This window comes from Pseudomonas sp. 31-12 (assembly GCF_003151075.1).
Lineage (GTDB): Bacteria > Pseudomonadota > Gammaproteobacteria > Pseudomonadales > Pseudomonadaceae > Aquipseudomonas.
Map to the genome: position 1 here is coordinate 843,571 of NZ_CP029482.1, position 14,726 is coordinate 858,296.

General features: G+C 59.9%; 15 protein-coding genes. 8 read left to right on the forward strand and 7 right to left on the reverse strand.

Annotated features, from left to right (window positions below):
- The first annotated feature begins 130 nt into the window (after positions 1-130).
- The 7 genes from DJ564_RS03845 (at position 131) to DJ564_RS03875 (ending at position 6,830) form a co-directional block, all read left to right on the forward strand.
- Positions 131-1,264: an ABC transporter substrate-binding protein gene (locus DJ564_RS03845; RefSeq protein WP_010464151.1), complete on the forward strand. Its 1,134-nt coding sequence runs from the start codon at positions 131-133 to the stop codon at positions 1,262-1,264.
- Between the two features lie 171 nt (positions 1,265-1,435).
- The gene (locus DJ564_RS03850) at positions 1,436-2,350 is read left to right on the forward strand and encodes a branched-chain amino acid ABC transporter permease (RefSeq protein WP_010464150.1); all 915 of its coding nucleotides are present in this window, start codon (positions 1,436-1,438) and stop codon (positions 2,348-2,350) included.
- A 3-nt stretch (positions 2,351-2,353) separates the two neighbouring features.
- The gene (gene livM, locus DJ564_RS03855; RefSeq protein ID WP_109627726.1) at positions 2,354-3,637 is read left to right on the forward strand and encodes a high-affinity branched-chain amino acid ABC transporter permease LivM; all 1,284 of its coding nucleotides are present in this window, start codon (positions 2,354-2,356) and stop codon (positions 3,635-3,637) included.
- Positions 3,634-4,509 (forward strand): ABC transporter ATP-binding protein, encoded by an 876-nt coding sequence (locus tag DJ564_RS03860; protein WP_109627727.1) that lies wholly within the window; start codon positions 3,634-3,636, stop codon positions 4,507-4,509. Before livM ends, DJ564_RS03860 begins: the two co-directional genes overlap by 4 nt.
- Positions 4,506-5,222, forward strand: coding sequence for an ABC transporter ATP-binding protein (locus DJ564_RS03865; protein WP_109627728.1), 717 nt, complete (start codon positions 4,506-4,508; stop codon positions 5,220-5,222). Before DJ564_RS03860 ends, DJ564_RS03865 begins: the two co-directional genes overlap by 4 nt.
- 328 nt (positions 5,223-5,550) lie before the next feature.
- A complete protein-coding gene (locus tag DJ564_RS32310; RefSeq protein ID WP_256597468.1) occupies positions 5,551-5,952 on the forward strand; it encodes a hypothetical protein in 402 nt (133 codons plus the stop codon).
- Between the two features lie 110 nt (positions 5,953-6,062).
- The gene (locus DJ564_RS03875) at positions 6,063-6,830 is read left to right on the forward strand and encodes an SDR family oxidoreductase (protein WP_109627729.1); all 768 of its coding nucleotides are present in this window, start codon (positions 6,063-6,065) and stop codon (positions 6,828-6,830) included.
- Positions 6,831-6,982: 152 nt separating this feature from the next.
- Here DJ564_RS03875 and DJ564_RS03880 read toward each other — a convergent pair whose 3' ends face one another.
- The 7 genes from DJ564_RS03880 to DJ564_RS03910 all read right to left on the reverse strand — a co-directional run bounded on the left by DJ564_RS03880 (position 6,983) and on the right by DJ564_RS03910 (position 12,177).
- The gene (locus DJ564_RS03880) at positions 6,983-8,110 is read right to left on the reverse strand and encodes an AGE family epimerase/isomerase (RefSeq protein ID WP_109627730.1); all 1,128 of its coding nucleotides are present in this window, start codon (positions 8,108-8,110) and stop codon (positions 6,983-6,985) included.
- Positions 8,111-8,303: 193 nt separating this feature from the next.
- Positions 8,304-8,876, reverse strand: coding sequence for a HupE/UreJ family protein (locus tag DJ564_RS03885; RefSeq protein WP_109627731.1), 573 nt, complete (start codon positions 8,874-8,876; stop codon positions 8,304-8,306).
- A 29-nt stretch (positions 8,877-8,905) separates the two neighbouring features.
- The gene (gene ureG, locus DJ564_RS03890; RefSeq protein WP_109627732.1) at positions 8,906-9,520 is read right to left on the reverse strand and encodes an urease accessory protein UreG; all 615 of its coding nucleotides are present in this window, start codon (positions 9,518-9,520) and stop codon (positions 8,906-8,908) included.
- Between the two features lie 23 nt (positions 9,521-9,543).
- A complete protein-coding gene (locus tag DJ564_RS03895) occupies positions 9,544-10,218 on the reverse strand; it encodes an urease accessory protein UreF (protein ID WP_109627733.1) in 675 nt (224 codons plus the stop codon).
- On the reverse strand, positions 10,215-10,715 hold the full coding sequence (gene ureE / locus DJ564_RS03900) for an urease accessory protein UreE (protein ID WP_109627734.1): 501 nt from the start codon (positions 10,713-10,715) through the stop codon (positions 10,215-10,217). Before ureE ends, DJ564_RS03895 begins: the two co-directional genes overlap by 4 nt.
- 269 nt (positions 10,716-10,984) lie before the next feature.
- Positions 10,985-11,617: a TetR family transcriptional regulator gene (locus DJ564_RS03905; protein WP_010464134.1), complete on the reverse strand. Its 633-nt coding sequence runs from the start codon at positions 11,615-11,617 to the stop codon at positions 10,985-10,987.
- Between the two features lie 173 nt (positions 11,618-11,790).
- Positions 11,791-12,177 carry a hypothetical protein gene (locus tag DJ564_RS03910; RefSeq protein WP_109627735.1) on the reverse strand — a complete coding sequence of 129 codons (387 nt, stop codon included), beginning with the start codon at positions 12,175-12,177 and terminating at the stop codon, positions 11,791-11,793.
- A 386-nt stretch (positions 12,178-12,563) separates the two neighbouring features.
- Here DJ564_RS03910 and DJ564_RS03915 point away from each other — a divergent pair, with 386 nt between their 5' ends.
- Positions 12,564-14,639, forward strand: a complete 2,076-nt coding sequence (locus tag DJ564_RS03915) for an AsmA family protein (RefSeq protein ID WP_109627736.1) — start codon at positions 12,564-12,566, stop codon at positions 14,637-14,639.
- Positions 14,640-14,726 lie beyond the last annotated feature (87 nt).

The window sequence follows — 14,726 nt, forward strand, 5'->3', positions numbered from 1 at the left end:
GATCGAAACAGTCGAAATAACAATAAAGCAGCGACTTTTCTCAGAATAAAAAACCGATGGCACGGCCCTTGCTCTGAGCATTTAGAGAAGTCGCAGTGCCAACTAAAAAAAAACCTTGGAGCACCACCTCATGTCCCAGACGTTTTACAAGAAAGGCTTTCTGGCCCTCGCAGTGGCAACTGCGTTGGGTGTTTCTGCGTTTGCACAGGCTGATGTGAAAATCGGTGTGGCGGGTCCGATGACAGGTGCCAACGCGGCATTTGGCGAGCAGTACATGAAGGGTGCACAGGCTGCAGCCGACGCGGTCAACGCGGCGGGCGGCGTCAACGGGGAAAAAATCGTACTGGTGAAGGGCGATGACGCCTGCGAACCGAAACAGGCTGTGACGGTCGCCAAGGACCTGACCAACCAGAAAGTCGCCGGTGTGGTCGGTCACTTCTGCTCCTCGTCGACCATCCCGGCCTCCGAGATCTACGACGAAGCGGGCATCATTGCAATCACCCCTGGTTCCACCAACCCGGCAGTCACCGAACGCGGCCTGAGCGCCATGTTCCGTATGTGCGGGCGTGACGACCAGCAAGGCATCGTGGCCGGTGACTACATCGTCGACGTGCTCAAGGGCAAAAAAGTCGTCGTCCTGCACGACAAGGACACCTACGGTCAGGGTCTGGCGGACGCTACCAAGGCCCAGCTGGAAAAACGCGGCGTGAAGCCTGTGTTGTATGAAGGCCTGACCCGTGGCGAGAAAGACTTCAGCACCATCGTCACCAAAATCCGCGGCGCTGGCGCCGACGTCGTCTACTTCGGCGGTCTGCACCCGGAAGCCGGTCCTCTGGTTCGTCAACTGCGTGAGCAAGGTCTCAAAGACGTCAAGTTCATGTCCGATGACGGCATCGTGACCGACGAACTGGTGACCACCGCTGGCGGCCCGCAATTCGTTGACGGCGTGCTGATGACCTTCGGCGCCGACCCACGCCTGCTGCCAGACAGCAAGACCGTGGTGGACGAGTTCCGCAAAAAAGGCACCGAGCCTGAAGGCTACACCCTGTACGCCTACGCTTCGGTCCAGACCCTGGCTGCTGCTTTCAACGGCGCCAAGTCCAACAGTGGCGAGAAAGCCGCCGAGTGGCTGAAGAAAAACCCGGTCAAAACCGTGATGGGCGAGAAGACCTGGGACGCCAAGGGCGACCTGAAAGTCTCCGACTACGTGGTTTACGAGTGGGACAAGGACGGCAAATACCACCAACTGGAAAAGCAGAAGTGATATGAACTGCTGATTCGCCCGGTGCCTTGTGCACCGGGCAATCAAACAACATGTCCGTGCAGTACCTGTCTTTTCTCGTAGAGCTGCACACAACCGAGTTGCTTCGGCGGCTGAACCCCGGTCCGTTGCACCCGGCTTCTGTGCAGTCTCTCAAATGCGTGAGATTGCGTTATGGATGGTATTTTCCTGCAGCAACTGGTCAACGGCCTGACCCTCGGGTCGGTCTATGGCCTGATCGCCATCGGCTACACAATGGTCTATGGCATCATCGGCATGATCAACTTCGCCCACGGCGAGGTTTACATGATTTCCGCTTACCTCGCGGCAATCAGTCTGGCTCTGCTGGCATACTTCGGTATTGAATCCTTCCCGCTACTGATGCTCGGCACCTTGATCTTCACCATCGTGGTCACGGCGGTGTATGGCTGGGTCATCGAGCGCGTCGCCTACAAGCCCCTGCGTAACTCCACCCGGTTGGCACCGCTGATCAGCGCCATCGGGATTTCGCTGATCCTGCAGAACTATGCCCAGATCGCCCAAGGCGCCAAGCAACAAGGTGTTCCGACCTTGCTGACGGGAGCCTGGCGCGTCGAAATCGGCACCGGTTTCGTGCAGTTGACCTACACCAAGGTCTTCATCCTGATTGCTGCATTCGCCGGTATGGCGCTGCTGACCTACATCATCAAGTACACCAAGCTCGGCCGCATGTGCCGCGCCACCCAGCAAGACCGCAAGATGGCCTCGATCCTGGGGATCAACACCGACCGCGTGATTTCCTACGTGTTCATCATCGGTGCAGCGATGGCGGCCCTGGCCGGCGTGCTGATCACCATGAACTACGGCACGTTCGACTTCTATGCCGGCTTCATCATCGGCATCAAGGCGTTTACTGCGGCGGTACTCGGCGGCATCGGTTCGCTGCCTGGCGCGATGCTCGGCGGGATCATTCTCGGGATTTCCGAGTCGCTGTTCTCCGGTTTGGTCAACTCGGACTACAAAGACGTCTTCAGCTTCTCGCTGCTCGTTCTCGTTCTGGTCTTTCGGCCCCAAGGCCTGCTCGGCCGTCCTCTTGTGTCGAAGGTGTAAGCGATGTCTTCAACCACTAAAAAAACCATTGATCTCAAAAGAAGCCTGGTTGACGCGATTCTTGCCGGCCTTGTCGCCCTGATTGTGTTCGGCCCGATTGTCGGCGTGGTCCTCGACGGCTACGGCTTCAATATGGAAACGACCCGGGTGGCGTGGATTGTCGCCATCGTCATGGCTGGCCGCTTTGCCCTGAGCCTGTTCCTGCAAACGCCCAAGGGCCTGAAGATTCTTGAAGGCTTTGAAAGCACCGGCTCCGGGGTTCATGTACTGCCGCCTGATTACAAATCCCGGTTGCGCTGGATCATCCCGCTGGTGATCCTCGTTGCTGTGGTGTTCCCGTTTTTCTCCAACTCTTACCTGCTGGGCGTGGTGATCCTCGGGCTGATCTACGTATTGCTGGGCCTGGGCCTGAATATCGTGGTCGGCCTGGCCGGTCTGCTCGACCTGGGTTATGTGGCGTTCTACGCCATCGGTGCCTACGGCCTGGCGCTGGGTTATCAATACCTCGGGCTGGGTTTCTGGACGGTGCTGCCGCTGGCAGCGATCACCGCGGGCCTGGCCGGTTGCATCCTCGGGTTCCCGGTGTTGCGGCTGCACGGTGATTACCTGGCGATCGTGACCCTCGGTTTCGGTGAAATCATTCGCCTGGTGCTCAACAACTGGCTGTCCCTGACCGGCGGCCCGAATGGCATGGCGGCTCCGTTGCCGACGTTCTTCGGCCTCGAGTTCGGCAAGCGTGCGAAGGAGGGCGGTGTCCCGTTCCATGAGTTCTTCGGCATCGCCTATAACCCGGACGTGAAGTACTACTTCATCTACGCGGTGTTGTTCCTGGTGGTGCTGGCCGTGCTGTACATCAAGCATCGTCTGGTCAAGATGCCGGTCGGCCGCGCCTGGGAAGCCCTGCGTGAAGACGAAATTGCCTGCCGCTCCATGGGCCTGAACCACGTACTGGTCAAGCTCTCGGCGTTCACCATTGGTGCATCGACTGCCGGCCTGGCCGGAGTGTTCTTCGCCACCTATCAAGGCTTCGTCAACCCGACCTCGTTTACCTTCTTTGAATCGGCCTTGATCCTCGCCATCGTGGTACTCGGCGGCATGGGCTCGACCATCGGCGTGGTGATTGCAGCCTTCGTGCTGACGGTTGCCCCGGAACTGCTGCGCGGCTTTGCGGAATATCGCGTGCTGCTGTTCGGCGTGTTGATGGTGTTGATGATGATCTGGCGACCGCGCGGCCTGATTCGGATCAGCCGTACCGGTGTGACCCCGCGTAAAGGAGTAGCGCCATGAGCGAAGTCGTACTCTCGGTCGAGAAGCTGATGATGCACTTCGGCGGCATCAAGGCGTTGAGCGATGTCAGCCTCAAGGTGCATCGCAACTCGATCTTCGCCCTGATCGGCCCCAACGGCGCCGGCAAGACCACCGTGTTCAACTGCCTGACCGGGTTCTACAAGGCCTCCGGCGGCAAGATCGAACTCAATACCCGCGGCGAGCGCACCGATGTCATCCAGCTGCTGGGCGAATCGTTCAAAGCCACGGATTTCGTTTCGCCGAAAAGCTTTATTACCCGGATGCGCTACAAAATGTTCGGCGGCACCCACCTGGTGAACCGTGCCGGGCTGGCGCGGACGTTCCAGAACATTCGTCTGTTCAAGGAAATGTCGGTACTGGAAAACCTGCTGGTGGCCCAGCACATGTGGGTCAACCGCAACATGCTGGCCGGCATCCTCAATACCAAGGGCTACCGCAAAGCCGAAAGCGATGCGCTGGACCACGCCTTCTACTGGCTGGAAGTGGTGGATCTGGTGGACTGCGCCAACCGTCTGGCCGGTGAACTGTCCTACGGCCAACAGCGTCGTCTGGAAATCGCCCGGGCCATGTGCACCCGGCCGCAGATCATCTGCCTCGACGAACCGGCTGCCGGCCTCAACCCTCAGGAAACCGAAGCGCTGAGCGCGATGATCCGGCTGCTGCGCGACGAGCACGATCTGACCGTGGTACTGATCGAACACGACATGGGCATGGTTATGAGCATTTCCGACCACATCGTGGTGCTGGACCACGGCATCGTCATCGCCGAGGGCGGACCTGAAGCGATTCGCAACGACCCGAAAGTGATTGCGGCCTACCTGGGCGCTGATGAAGAGGAAGTGGTGCTATGAGCCAACCCATCCTCGAACTCAAGGATCTGGATGTGTTTTACGGGCCGATTCAGGCCCTGAAGAAAGTCTCGCTGCATATCGAAGAAGGTGAAACCGTCAGCCTGATCGGCTCCAACGGCGCCGGTAAATCGACCCTGCTGATGTCGATCTTCGGCCAGCCGCGGGCGGCTAACGGGCAGATCATTTATCAGGGCGTGGACATCACCCACAAGTCGTCGCACTACATCGCGTCCAACGGCATCGCTCAGTCGCCTGAAGGCCGGCGGGTGTTCCCCGACATGACCGTCGAGGAAAACCTGCTGATGGGCACCATTCCGATCGGTGACAAGTACGCTTCCGAGGACATGCAGCGCATGTTCGAGCTGTTTCCGCGGCTCAAGGAACGCCGTAACCAGCGCGCCATGACCATGTCCGGCGGCGAGCAACAGATGCTCGCCATCGCCCGTGCATTGATGAGCCGACCCAAGCTGCTGTTGCTTGATGAGCCGAGCCTGGGGCTGGCGCCGATCGTGGTGAAACAGATCTTCGCGACCCTGCGGGAACTGGCGAGTACCGGCATGACCATCTTCCTGGTCGAGCAAAACGCCAACCACGCGTTGAAACTGTCGGACCGGGCGTACGTGATGGTCAACGGTGAGATCCGCATCACCGGCACCGGCAAGGAGCTGCTGGTCAACGAGGAGGTGCGTAACGCTTATCTCGGCGGGCACTGAAACGCTGCCGGAATATCCACAGCCCCGACGAGCAATCGCCGGGGCTTTTTACATCCTCTATACACCTCAATTCCCATGTGGGAGCGGGCTTCTCGCGAAGGTGGCTTATCAGTCACATTGATGCCAGATGTGCCGCCGCTTTCGCGAGCAAGCCCGCTCCCACAGGTGTCCACGGTGTGCTTTCCGGAAATTGTGGAAAACAATATTCACAAGCTCTCAAAGCGCGACATAAAGCCGCTGCAAATAGTTGTTTTGTCACGGTTTTGACTTGTCCCCGTTTACTGTGGAACTGGCTGTGAATAACGTGGGAGTAGCTGCTTGAGAGCCTTTGAATCCGTGGCTTGCAGCGATGTGGTTGTTTTTTGATCAGGCGTTTTTGCTTGACCCGGAGCAGGCTTTGTCAACCTTTTTGTTGGTGACCAAAGTGGCCCGAAATGTGCTCAGCCTGCCTGTGGATAAGTCTGTGGTTAAACTCTGGAAAGACTCGGCTGAGGGCCGTAGTTACTGGCTTGGCGCCATCGTCGGTTTGATCGGCCCATCGTGCAAAATGCCATGGGCTACACCGCTGGCACCTGAGGGTCAAGCGAAAAACTTTGTAATCTACCCGCAAAGCCTTGTGGATAGCGGCTCCCAGCTTTTCCACTTGCCCCCCGAAATTGTGGACCTGCCTGTGGATAACGTGCGCGTACATAGCTGCAGGCCACGCCGGGCAAGGCGTTGCGATGATTGATTACTTTTCATACAAAAATACGATGGTTGCCCGTGAGAGCGGGGCCGGGCATGCTGCCAGCTGATTTTCTATTCCAATGGCTGACCGTCAGCCGAAGCAAGGAGAACACGATGTCCAACACCCTGTTTATTACCGGCGCGACCTCCGGTTTTGGTGAAGCCTGTGCCCGTCGTTTTGCCGATGCCGGCTGGAAACTGGTGCTGACTGGGCGTCGTGAAGAGCGTCTCAACGCCCTGTGCGCCGAGTTGTCGAAGCAGACCGAGGTGCATGGCCTTGTGCTCGACGTGCGTGATCGCAAGGCCATGGAGGAGGCGATCGCCAACCTGCCGCCGTCCTTCGCCAAGCTGCGCGGGCTGATCAACAACGCCGGCCTGGCACTGGGCGCTGACCCGGCGCCGAAGTGCGACCTCGACGATTGGGACACCATGGTCGACACCAACATCAAAGGCCTGATGTACGCCACTCGCCTGCTGTTGCCACGCCTGATTGCCCACGGTCGCGGTGCCGGTATCGTCAACCTCGGCTCCGTCGCCGGCAACTATCCGTATCCGGGCAGCCATGTTTATGGTGGGACCAAGGCATTCGTTGGACAGTTCTCGCTGAACCTGCGTTGCGACTTGCAAGGCACTGGTGTGCGCGTCAGCAATATTGAGCCGGGCCTGTGCGAGAGCGAGTTCTCGCTGGTGCGTTTCGCCGGTGACCAGGAGCGCTACAACGCGACCTACGCCGGTGCCGAGCCGATCCAGCCGCAGGACATCGCCGAGACTATTTTCTGGGTGCTCAATGCACCGGCGCACATCAACATCAACAGCCTGGAGTTGATGCCAGTGAGCCAGACGTGGGCCGGGTTTGCGATTGAGCGTAATAACAAGGCTTAATTGTGGCGAGGGGGCTTGCCCCCGTTGGGCTGCGCAGCAGCCCTAAAACCTATTGGCCGCATGCTTTCCGGCAGATTTTGATGGCTGAATTGCGGCTGCTTCGCAGCCGAACGGGGCGATGCGGCGTTCCGACAAGCCCCCTCGCCACAGGGTCAGCCGAGATAATCGACCAGCCCGCTGTAGCAAGTAGCCAAGTGATAAGGCGTGGTCGACGGCATGTCCTTGCGGCTGACTTCGCCCTGCTCATCACGACACTCATACCAGCCGCCCACATGCAGAAAGCGCTGTTGCAACGCCTGCAATTGGCGTTGCACGGAGGCTTCGCTGTCCGGTCGCAAAGTCAGCGCACGCAGGTATTCAGCCTGGGCCCAGATGCGTTGGGTGGCATCCTTCGCCGAGCCATTCAGATCGAGCATCGCTGCCACTGCACCCGTTTGCGGATCGACGCCCGATTGTTCGGTCAGCACAAACGCACGCTCCAGCGAAGCATGCAGTTTTGAGCCGCGCAGCAACGACGAAGACTCCAGCAGGAAATACCACTCGAACTGATGCCCCGGCTCAAACCAGTTATCCACAGCACCCAGCGGTTTCTCCATTAACACGCTGTGTTGCGGGTCGATAAAACGCTTTTGCATGGCTGTGCATAACTCGACCAGCGCCCGTTGCACGGCGGTGTCTTCGCGCACCGACAGGGTTGCGAGGAACGCTTCCGCCAGATGCATCAAGGGATTTTGCAGGGGGCCGGAGTCGAGCGAGGACCAGTCACGGTCGAGGCAGGCTTCATACAGGCCGTCGCCCGTGGCGAAGCGCTGCGCCAGCACTTCCAGCGTGGCATTGAGCACCGATTCCACCAGCGGCTCGCGAACCTTTTCCCAGTAATGGGCGCACGCGAACAGGATGAAGGCATGGGTGTAGAGGTCTTTGCGCTGATCCAGCGGCGCACCTTGCGGGTCGATGCTGTAGAACCAGCCGCCATGCTCGGGGTCGTGGAAATGCTGTTGCAAGGAACGGAACAGCGCCGCGGCGCGCTCCTCGGCGGCCGGCACCTGGCCGATCAGGCTGGAAAACAGATACAGCTGCCGCGCGCACGCCATGGCCCGGTAACGCTGAGGGGGCAGCGGCTGGTGCCCGGCGTCCAGCGCTTCATAAGGCAGCGCCATGTCGGCATTCCAGCCGGGGCCTTGCCAGAGCGGCACGATCACGTCCTGGAAATGCTGTTGCACCGAGGCGAACAGGGCGGTCAATTCAGGCTGGGAGGCGGAGCGGGAAACAGGCGGCATTGGCTGGCGTCGTCACGGCAGGGTTGATTGCGCGACATGTTAGCAGGCCTGAGAGAGGCGGTGTCTGTTCGGACGATATCGCGGGCAAGCCCGCTCCCACAAGGATCATCGGTATTCACACGAGCTGTGCTGGCGGCGAATATCCTGTGGGAGCGGGCTTGCCCGCGATGAGGCCGGTTCAAGCCTTAGAGAATCAGCCCGCCAACAACCACACACCAGTCGCCGCCGAAGCCGCCCCCGCCAATCGAACCAACAGCGCCGCCGCTTGCGGCAACACGCGCACCACGCCATAACCCGCCGCATGCAACGCCGCCGTCGCCGCCACAAAACCTGTGGCATACGCCCAAGGGCTCGACATATCAGGCAGCTCCAGCCCATGGGCCACGCCATGGAACAGCGCAAACAAAGCCGTCGCACCGACTGCCACGCTCAACGGCGGACGCACCGCCAAGGCCACCGCCAAGCCCAGCGCCAGCACCGACGCCGCGATGCCGCTTTCCAGCGCTGGCAGGTTAAGTCCTTCAAAACCCAGCAACCCGCCAATCAGCATAGTGCCTACGAACGTGCACGGCAGCGCCCAGCGCGCGGCGCCTTTCTGCTGCGCCGCCCACAAACCCACCGCCACCATCGCGAGCAAGTGATCGAGGCCGCCAATCGGGTGGCTGATGCCGGCGAGCAAACCGTTATCGCCATGGCCTGGGTGAGCGAAGGCGATGGCCGGGGTCAGCAGCAGCGCCATGGCGCCCAGGATGCGTTTCAGTGTCATGGATAAGCTTCCTTGTTGATAAGTCGTCATCAGGCTGCGGTCAGCAGGCCTTGGCGTTCGATGAAGGCGATGATTGCTTCCAGGCCCAAACCGGTTTTTTGGTTGCTGAAGACAAACGGCTTGCCGTTGCGCATGCGTTGAGTGTCGCTGTCCATCATCTCCAGCGACGCGCCCACTAGCGGTGCGAGGTCGACTTTGTTGATCACCAGCAGGTCGGATTTGCAGATCCCCGGCCCACCCTTGCGCGGCAGTTTGTCGCCGGCCGAGACGTCGATCACGTAGATAGTCAGGTCGGACAGTTCCGGGCTGAAGGTCGCCGAGAGGTTATCGCCGCCGGACTCCACCAGAATCAGATCCAGGCCCGGAAAACGGCGGTTCAGTTGATCCACCGCTTCGAGGTTGATCGAGGCGTCTTCGCGGATCGCCGTGTGCGGGCAGCCACCGGTTTCCACGCCGATGATGCGTTCCGGCGCCAGGGCTTCATTGCGCACCAGGAAATCGGCGTCTTCGCGGGTGTAGATGTCGTTGGTGACGACGGCCAGGTTGTAGCGGTCGCGCAGGGCCAGGCAAAGCGCCAGCGTCAGGGCGGTTTTACCGGAACCGACCGGGCCGCCAATGCCGACGCGCAGGGGTTGAGTGTTCATGTGATTCTCCAAATTTAAAGGCCCTAGGAACGGAACAGACGGCTGTATTGGCGCTCATGGGCCATGCACGCCAGGGACAGGCCGAACGCAGCGCTGCCGTAGTGTTCGGGATTGATTCGGGTGGCGTCTTGCTGGGCTTGTTGCAGCAGCGGCAGCAATTCGCTGGTCAGGCGCTGCGCGGCTTGCTGGCCGAGCGGCAGGGTTTTCATCAACACTGCCAGCTGGTTTTCCAGCCAGCTCCAGAGCCACGCGGCCAGCGCATCTTGCGGACTGATCTGCCAGGCGCGAGCGGCCAGTGCCCAGCCGAGGGCCAGGTGCGGTTCGGGGCGCTGTTCGAGAAAGGCGCGGGCTGGAGCATCGAGTTCCGGCAAGCCGTTGAGCAGTTGTTGCAACGAATAGCCCATCTGCCGGCTCTCCTGATGCAACTCGCGGGTTTCCCGGCTGGCGCGGTGTTCTTCGCAGCGTTGCAGCAACTCAGCCCAGTTCTCATCAAAGGCGGCGGTGCAATGGGCGAGCAGCAGCGGCGCTTCGAAACGTGCCAGGTTGAGCAACAGCTGATCACTGATCCAGCGTCGCGCGCTGTCTGCATCGTTCACCCGGCCGTTATCCACAGCCATTTCCAGGCCTTGCGAGTAGCTGTAGCCGCCAATCGGCAGTTGTGGGCTGGCCAGGCGCAGCAGCGCCCAGGCCGGGTTCATAAACGGACGCCGAACTGGTGCAGTTTCGGCGGGTAGTTGAAGTCCTCGTCGCCGTGGCGGGAATGGTGATGGCCGCCGCCATAGGCGCCGTGTTCCGGCTGGAACGGGGCCTCGATGTGTTCGACCCTGGCTTCCAGCTGTTCGAGCATGGCCTTGAGCACGTAATCGTCGAGCAGGCGCAACCAGCCATCACCGACTTGCAGGGCGACGTGGCGATTACCCAGGTGATAGGCGGCGCGCGTCAGTTCGAACGCGTTGGCGCAGGTGACGTGCAGCAGTTGTTCGGGCCGCGCGCAGACACGGACGATACGCCCGTCTTCGGCTTGCAGGCATTCGCCGTCATACAGCGGCGGCTGGCCGCGCTCCAGAAACAAACCGACGTCCTCGCCTTCGGCACTGAAACAGCGCAAACGGCTTTTGCTCCGGGCTTCGAAGGTCAGGTGCAACTCGGCGGCCCAGACGGGTTGAGGGTCGATTCTGCGATGAATCACCAGCATCGGAAGGCTTCCAGCAATGGACAATGCTCAGGCTAGAGCAAGGGGCTTGCCAATCGGGCGATACGTAGGAAATACCTGTCGGAGCGTAGTGGATGTTTCAGAATGTTGCAGGATTTTGAACTGGAATGGTGCGGGGATTTTTCTGTGGCACCAAATTGATGCTTTGCCTTGTTTTGTGTGGGAGCGGGCTTGCTCGCGAAGGCGTCGTGTCAGTCAACAGATGCGTTGAATGTATCGACTTCTTCGCGAGCAAGCCCGCTCCCACATTTTTATTCGGTGCTGCCGAGGCCTTGCCAGTGCTTGAGGCCGATGAAGATAAAGCGCAGTTGCTGAGTGATTTTCGCCTGGGGCGTGAGGTGCTCGGGCAGAGCCTCGGCCGGCGGATCGATAATGTCCGGCAAGGTCGCAAACACGCTTTTGACGATCAGATCCGCCATCACGCTCAAACCGGCGATGTCCAGATGCTGCAGTTTTGGCATCAGGGACAAGTCAGCTGCGAGGTCCGAGCTGATGTCTTCGCGCAGACGCCCGATAGCCTGGCGCACGGGGAGAGATCCGCCGTACTGCTCGCGGGCCAGGAACAGAAACTGTGAGCGATTGGCTGAGACGACGTCGAGAAAGATCCGTACCGAAGCGTCGATGATGCCGCCCATGACGAACTCGTTATGGCGCACCAAGCGAATGGTTTCGCGAAAAGTCTGGCCGACTTCGCTCACCAGCACCAGGCCCAGTTCATCCATATCGGCAAAATGCCGGTAGAAACCGGTGGGCACGATCCCGGCGGTTTTCGCGACTTCGCGCAGGCTCAGGCTGCCGAATCCTCGGCCGCATTCCATCAGGTGACGGGCAGCGTCCATCAGGGCGTTGCGGGTTTGTTGTTTCTGTTCGGCGCGGGGCAGCATCGCAAGGGTGTTTTCTGGACAGGGACAGCGGCGCACTCTAGCAAATCGGCTTCGCTGGCGTCGAACGACTATCGGGGGATCAAGCGGGGATGTGCTGCTTCTTACAAGGCAAAACCCTATAAAGTCAAAAGCCCAATCCGGGGATTGGGCTTTTTTTCAGGGCCACCATGGGCTCAGCTCACAGCGCTGTTGCGTTCGATTACACGGTCACCACCACCTTCGGCAAGTGTTTGACCTTGTGGAGTGCGCTCGGAACCACCTTCGGCAAGTGTTTGACCTTGTGGGGTGCGCTCGGAACCACCTTCGGCCAGGGTTTGACCTTGTGGGGTACGATCCGAGCCGTCTTCAGCGATCAGGCCTTTTTCTTTCAGGCGATCGTTACCGCCTTCAGCCAGGGTCTGGCCTTGTGGAGTGCGGTCGGAACCATCGGCAGCGACGGTTTGGCTGAACACCGAGCGGCTGTCTTTGACTTGTGGAGTGGCCTGGTCAGCAGCAGGCAGAGCGAAAGCGGTGCTGGCCAGCATTGAGAGGGTAAGGCTAAGCAGTAATTGGCGTTTCATGATGGGTTGCTCCTTGGGAGGGCGATAAAGTGGGTACGAGGGCAATGCTACTCTCGATAAGTCGATATAAAAGTTCATAAACGCAATGGTAATAATCAACGGAATTGATTGTTCTGCCGAAGCGCTCTAGAACGGGCGTTTCCGGCGAACGTTTTTGCCCTGTGGTGGGTATTTTCGACCCACTTGTGCCGCACAAAAGTGCGGGGCCGGTAACGCCGGATTCGGGGGCAGTCTCTCCCCGGTCGATTATTTGAGGATTAATCGGCGTTTCGGTTAAACCTGCGGACGGTTTTTCAGTCGTAGATTCCATGGCAGGCCGGTTCTGGCCTAACGTTTCACACGTGCGTCGCAGTCAGGGCGCTCAGTCGTATCAGGAGCCCTGTGCAATGACGCGCACTCGTAAAATTGTTACCTGGACCTTCGCCAGCCTGATTGTCTTGCTGGCGGTATTGGTTCTGATCATCGTGTTCTTCGATTGGAACCGGATCAAACCGCCCCTTAACGCCAAAGTCTCCGAAGAGCTGCATCGCCCGTTCGCCATCAATGGCAACCTTGCGGTGGTCTGGCAGCGCGAGCCCGACGAGGGCGGTTGGCGGGCCTGGGTGCCGTGGCCGCACGTGGTGGCCGAAGACTTGAGTCTGGGCAACCCGGACTGGTCTAAGAAGCCGCAGATGGTCACCCTCAAGCGCGTCGAACTGCGCATTTCGCCTTTGGCTCTGCTGGCGCAGCGGGTGGTCATCCCGCGTATCGACCTGACTGAGCCAAATGCAGACCTGCAACGCCTCGCCGATGGCCGCGCGAACTGGACGTTCAAATTCGATCCGAAAGACCCGGAAGCCGAACCTTCCAGCTGGGTGGTGGACATCGGTGCCATCGGCTTCGACAAGGGCCACGTCACTCTTGACGACCAGAACCTCAAGACGCAGCTCGATGTGTTGATCGATCCGCTGGGCAAACCGATTCCGTTCAGCGATATCGTCGGTGACAAAGCCGCAAAAACTGCGCAGGAAAAAGGCGCAGCCCCGCAGGATTACGCGTTCGCGCTAAAGGTCAAAGGCCAGTACCACGATCAGAAACTCGCGGGCGAAGGCAAGATCGGCGGGTTGCTGGCGTTGCAGGATGCGGCCAGGCCGTTCCCGCTTCAGGCGCAAGTGAAGATCGCCGATACCAGCGTCGAACTGGCCGGCACACTGACCGATCCGCTGAACCTCGGTGCCCTGGACTTGCGCCTGAAACTGGCGGGCACCAGCTTGGCCAATCTCTATCCGCTGACCGGTGTGACGCTGCCGGATACGCCGCCGTACGCGACCGATGGGCATTTGATCGCCAAGCTGCATGAGCCCGGTGGTGCGGTGTTCCGCTATGAAGAATTCAACGGCAAGATCGGCGAGAGCGACATCCATGGCAGCCTGGCCTATGTCGCCAGCCAGCCACGACCGAAACTCAGTGGCTCGCTGGTTTCCAATCAACTGCTGTTCGCCGACTTGGCACCGCTGATCGGCGCCGACTCCAATGCCAAGCAAAAGGCCCGTGGTGGCGAAAGCAAGCAGCCGACGGACAAGGTGTTGCCGGTCGAGGAGTTCAAGACCGAGCGCTGGCGCGACATGGACGCCGATGTCGAATTCACCGGCAAGCGCATCGTCCACAGCGAAAAACTGCCGTTCAAGGACCTCTACACGCACCTGGTGCTGACCGACGGTGTTCTGAGCCTCGAACCCCTGCGATTCGGCGTGGCGGGCGGCACCCTGGATGCACAGATTCGCCTCAATGGCCGCACGGAACCGTTGGAAGGCCGGGCCAAGCTGACCGCGCGCAAGTTCAAGCTCAAGCAACTGTTCCCGACCTTTGAGCCAATGAAAACCAGTTTCGGCGAGCTCAATGGCGATGCCGACATCACCGGCCGTGGCAACTCGGTGGCCAAGCTGTTGGGCAGTGCCGATGGAAATCTGAAAATGCTGATCAACGATGGCGCCATCAGTCGCGAGTTGATGGAACTGGCGGGGCTGAACGTCGGCAACTACGTGGTGGGCAAAATCTTTGGCGACAAGGAAGTGAAGATTAATTGCGCGGCGGCTGACTTCGACATCAAGACCGGTTTGGCCACCACTCGCCTGTTTGTCTTCGATACCGAGAACGCGATCATCTATATCGATGGCACCGCGAACATGGCGACGGAGCAACTGGACCTGACCATTACTCCGGAATCCAAAGGCTGGCGGCTAATTTCGTTGCGGTCGCCGCTGTATGTGCGAGGCAAGTTCATCAAGCCGGATGCGGGTGTGAAGGCGGTGCCACTGATTCTGCGTGGCGCGGGGATGGTTGCGCTGGGTGTGATTGCCGCGCCGGCGGCGGGGTTGCTGGCGTTGGTGGCACCGAGTGGCGGTGAGCCTAATCAGTGCGCGCCGCTGCTGGAGCAGATGAAGGCGGGTAAGGCGCCGGTGACCGTCAAGCCTACAAAATAGTGGGTGTCTGTGCGGGCCGTCTTCGCGAACAAGCCCGCTCCCACAGGGTATTGGGGTTGATCACAGATATTGTGTGCAACACCAAGA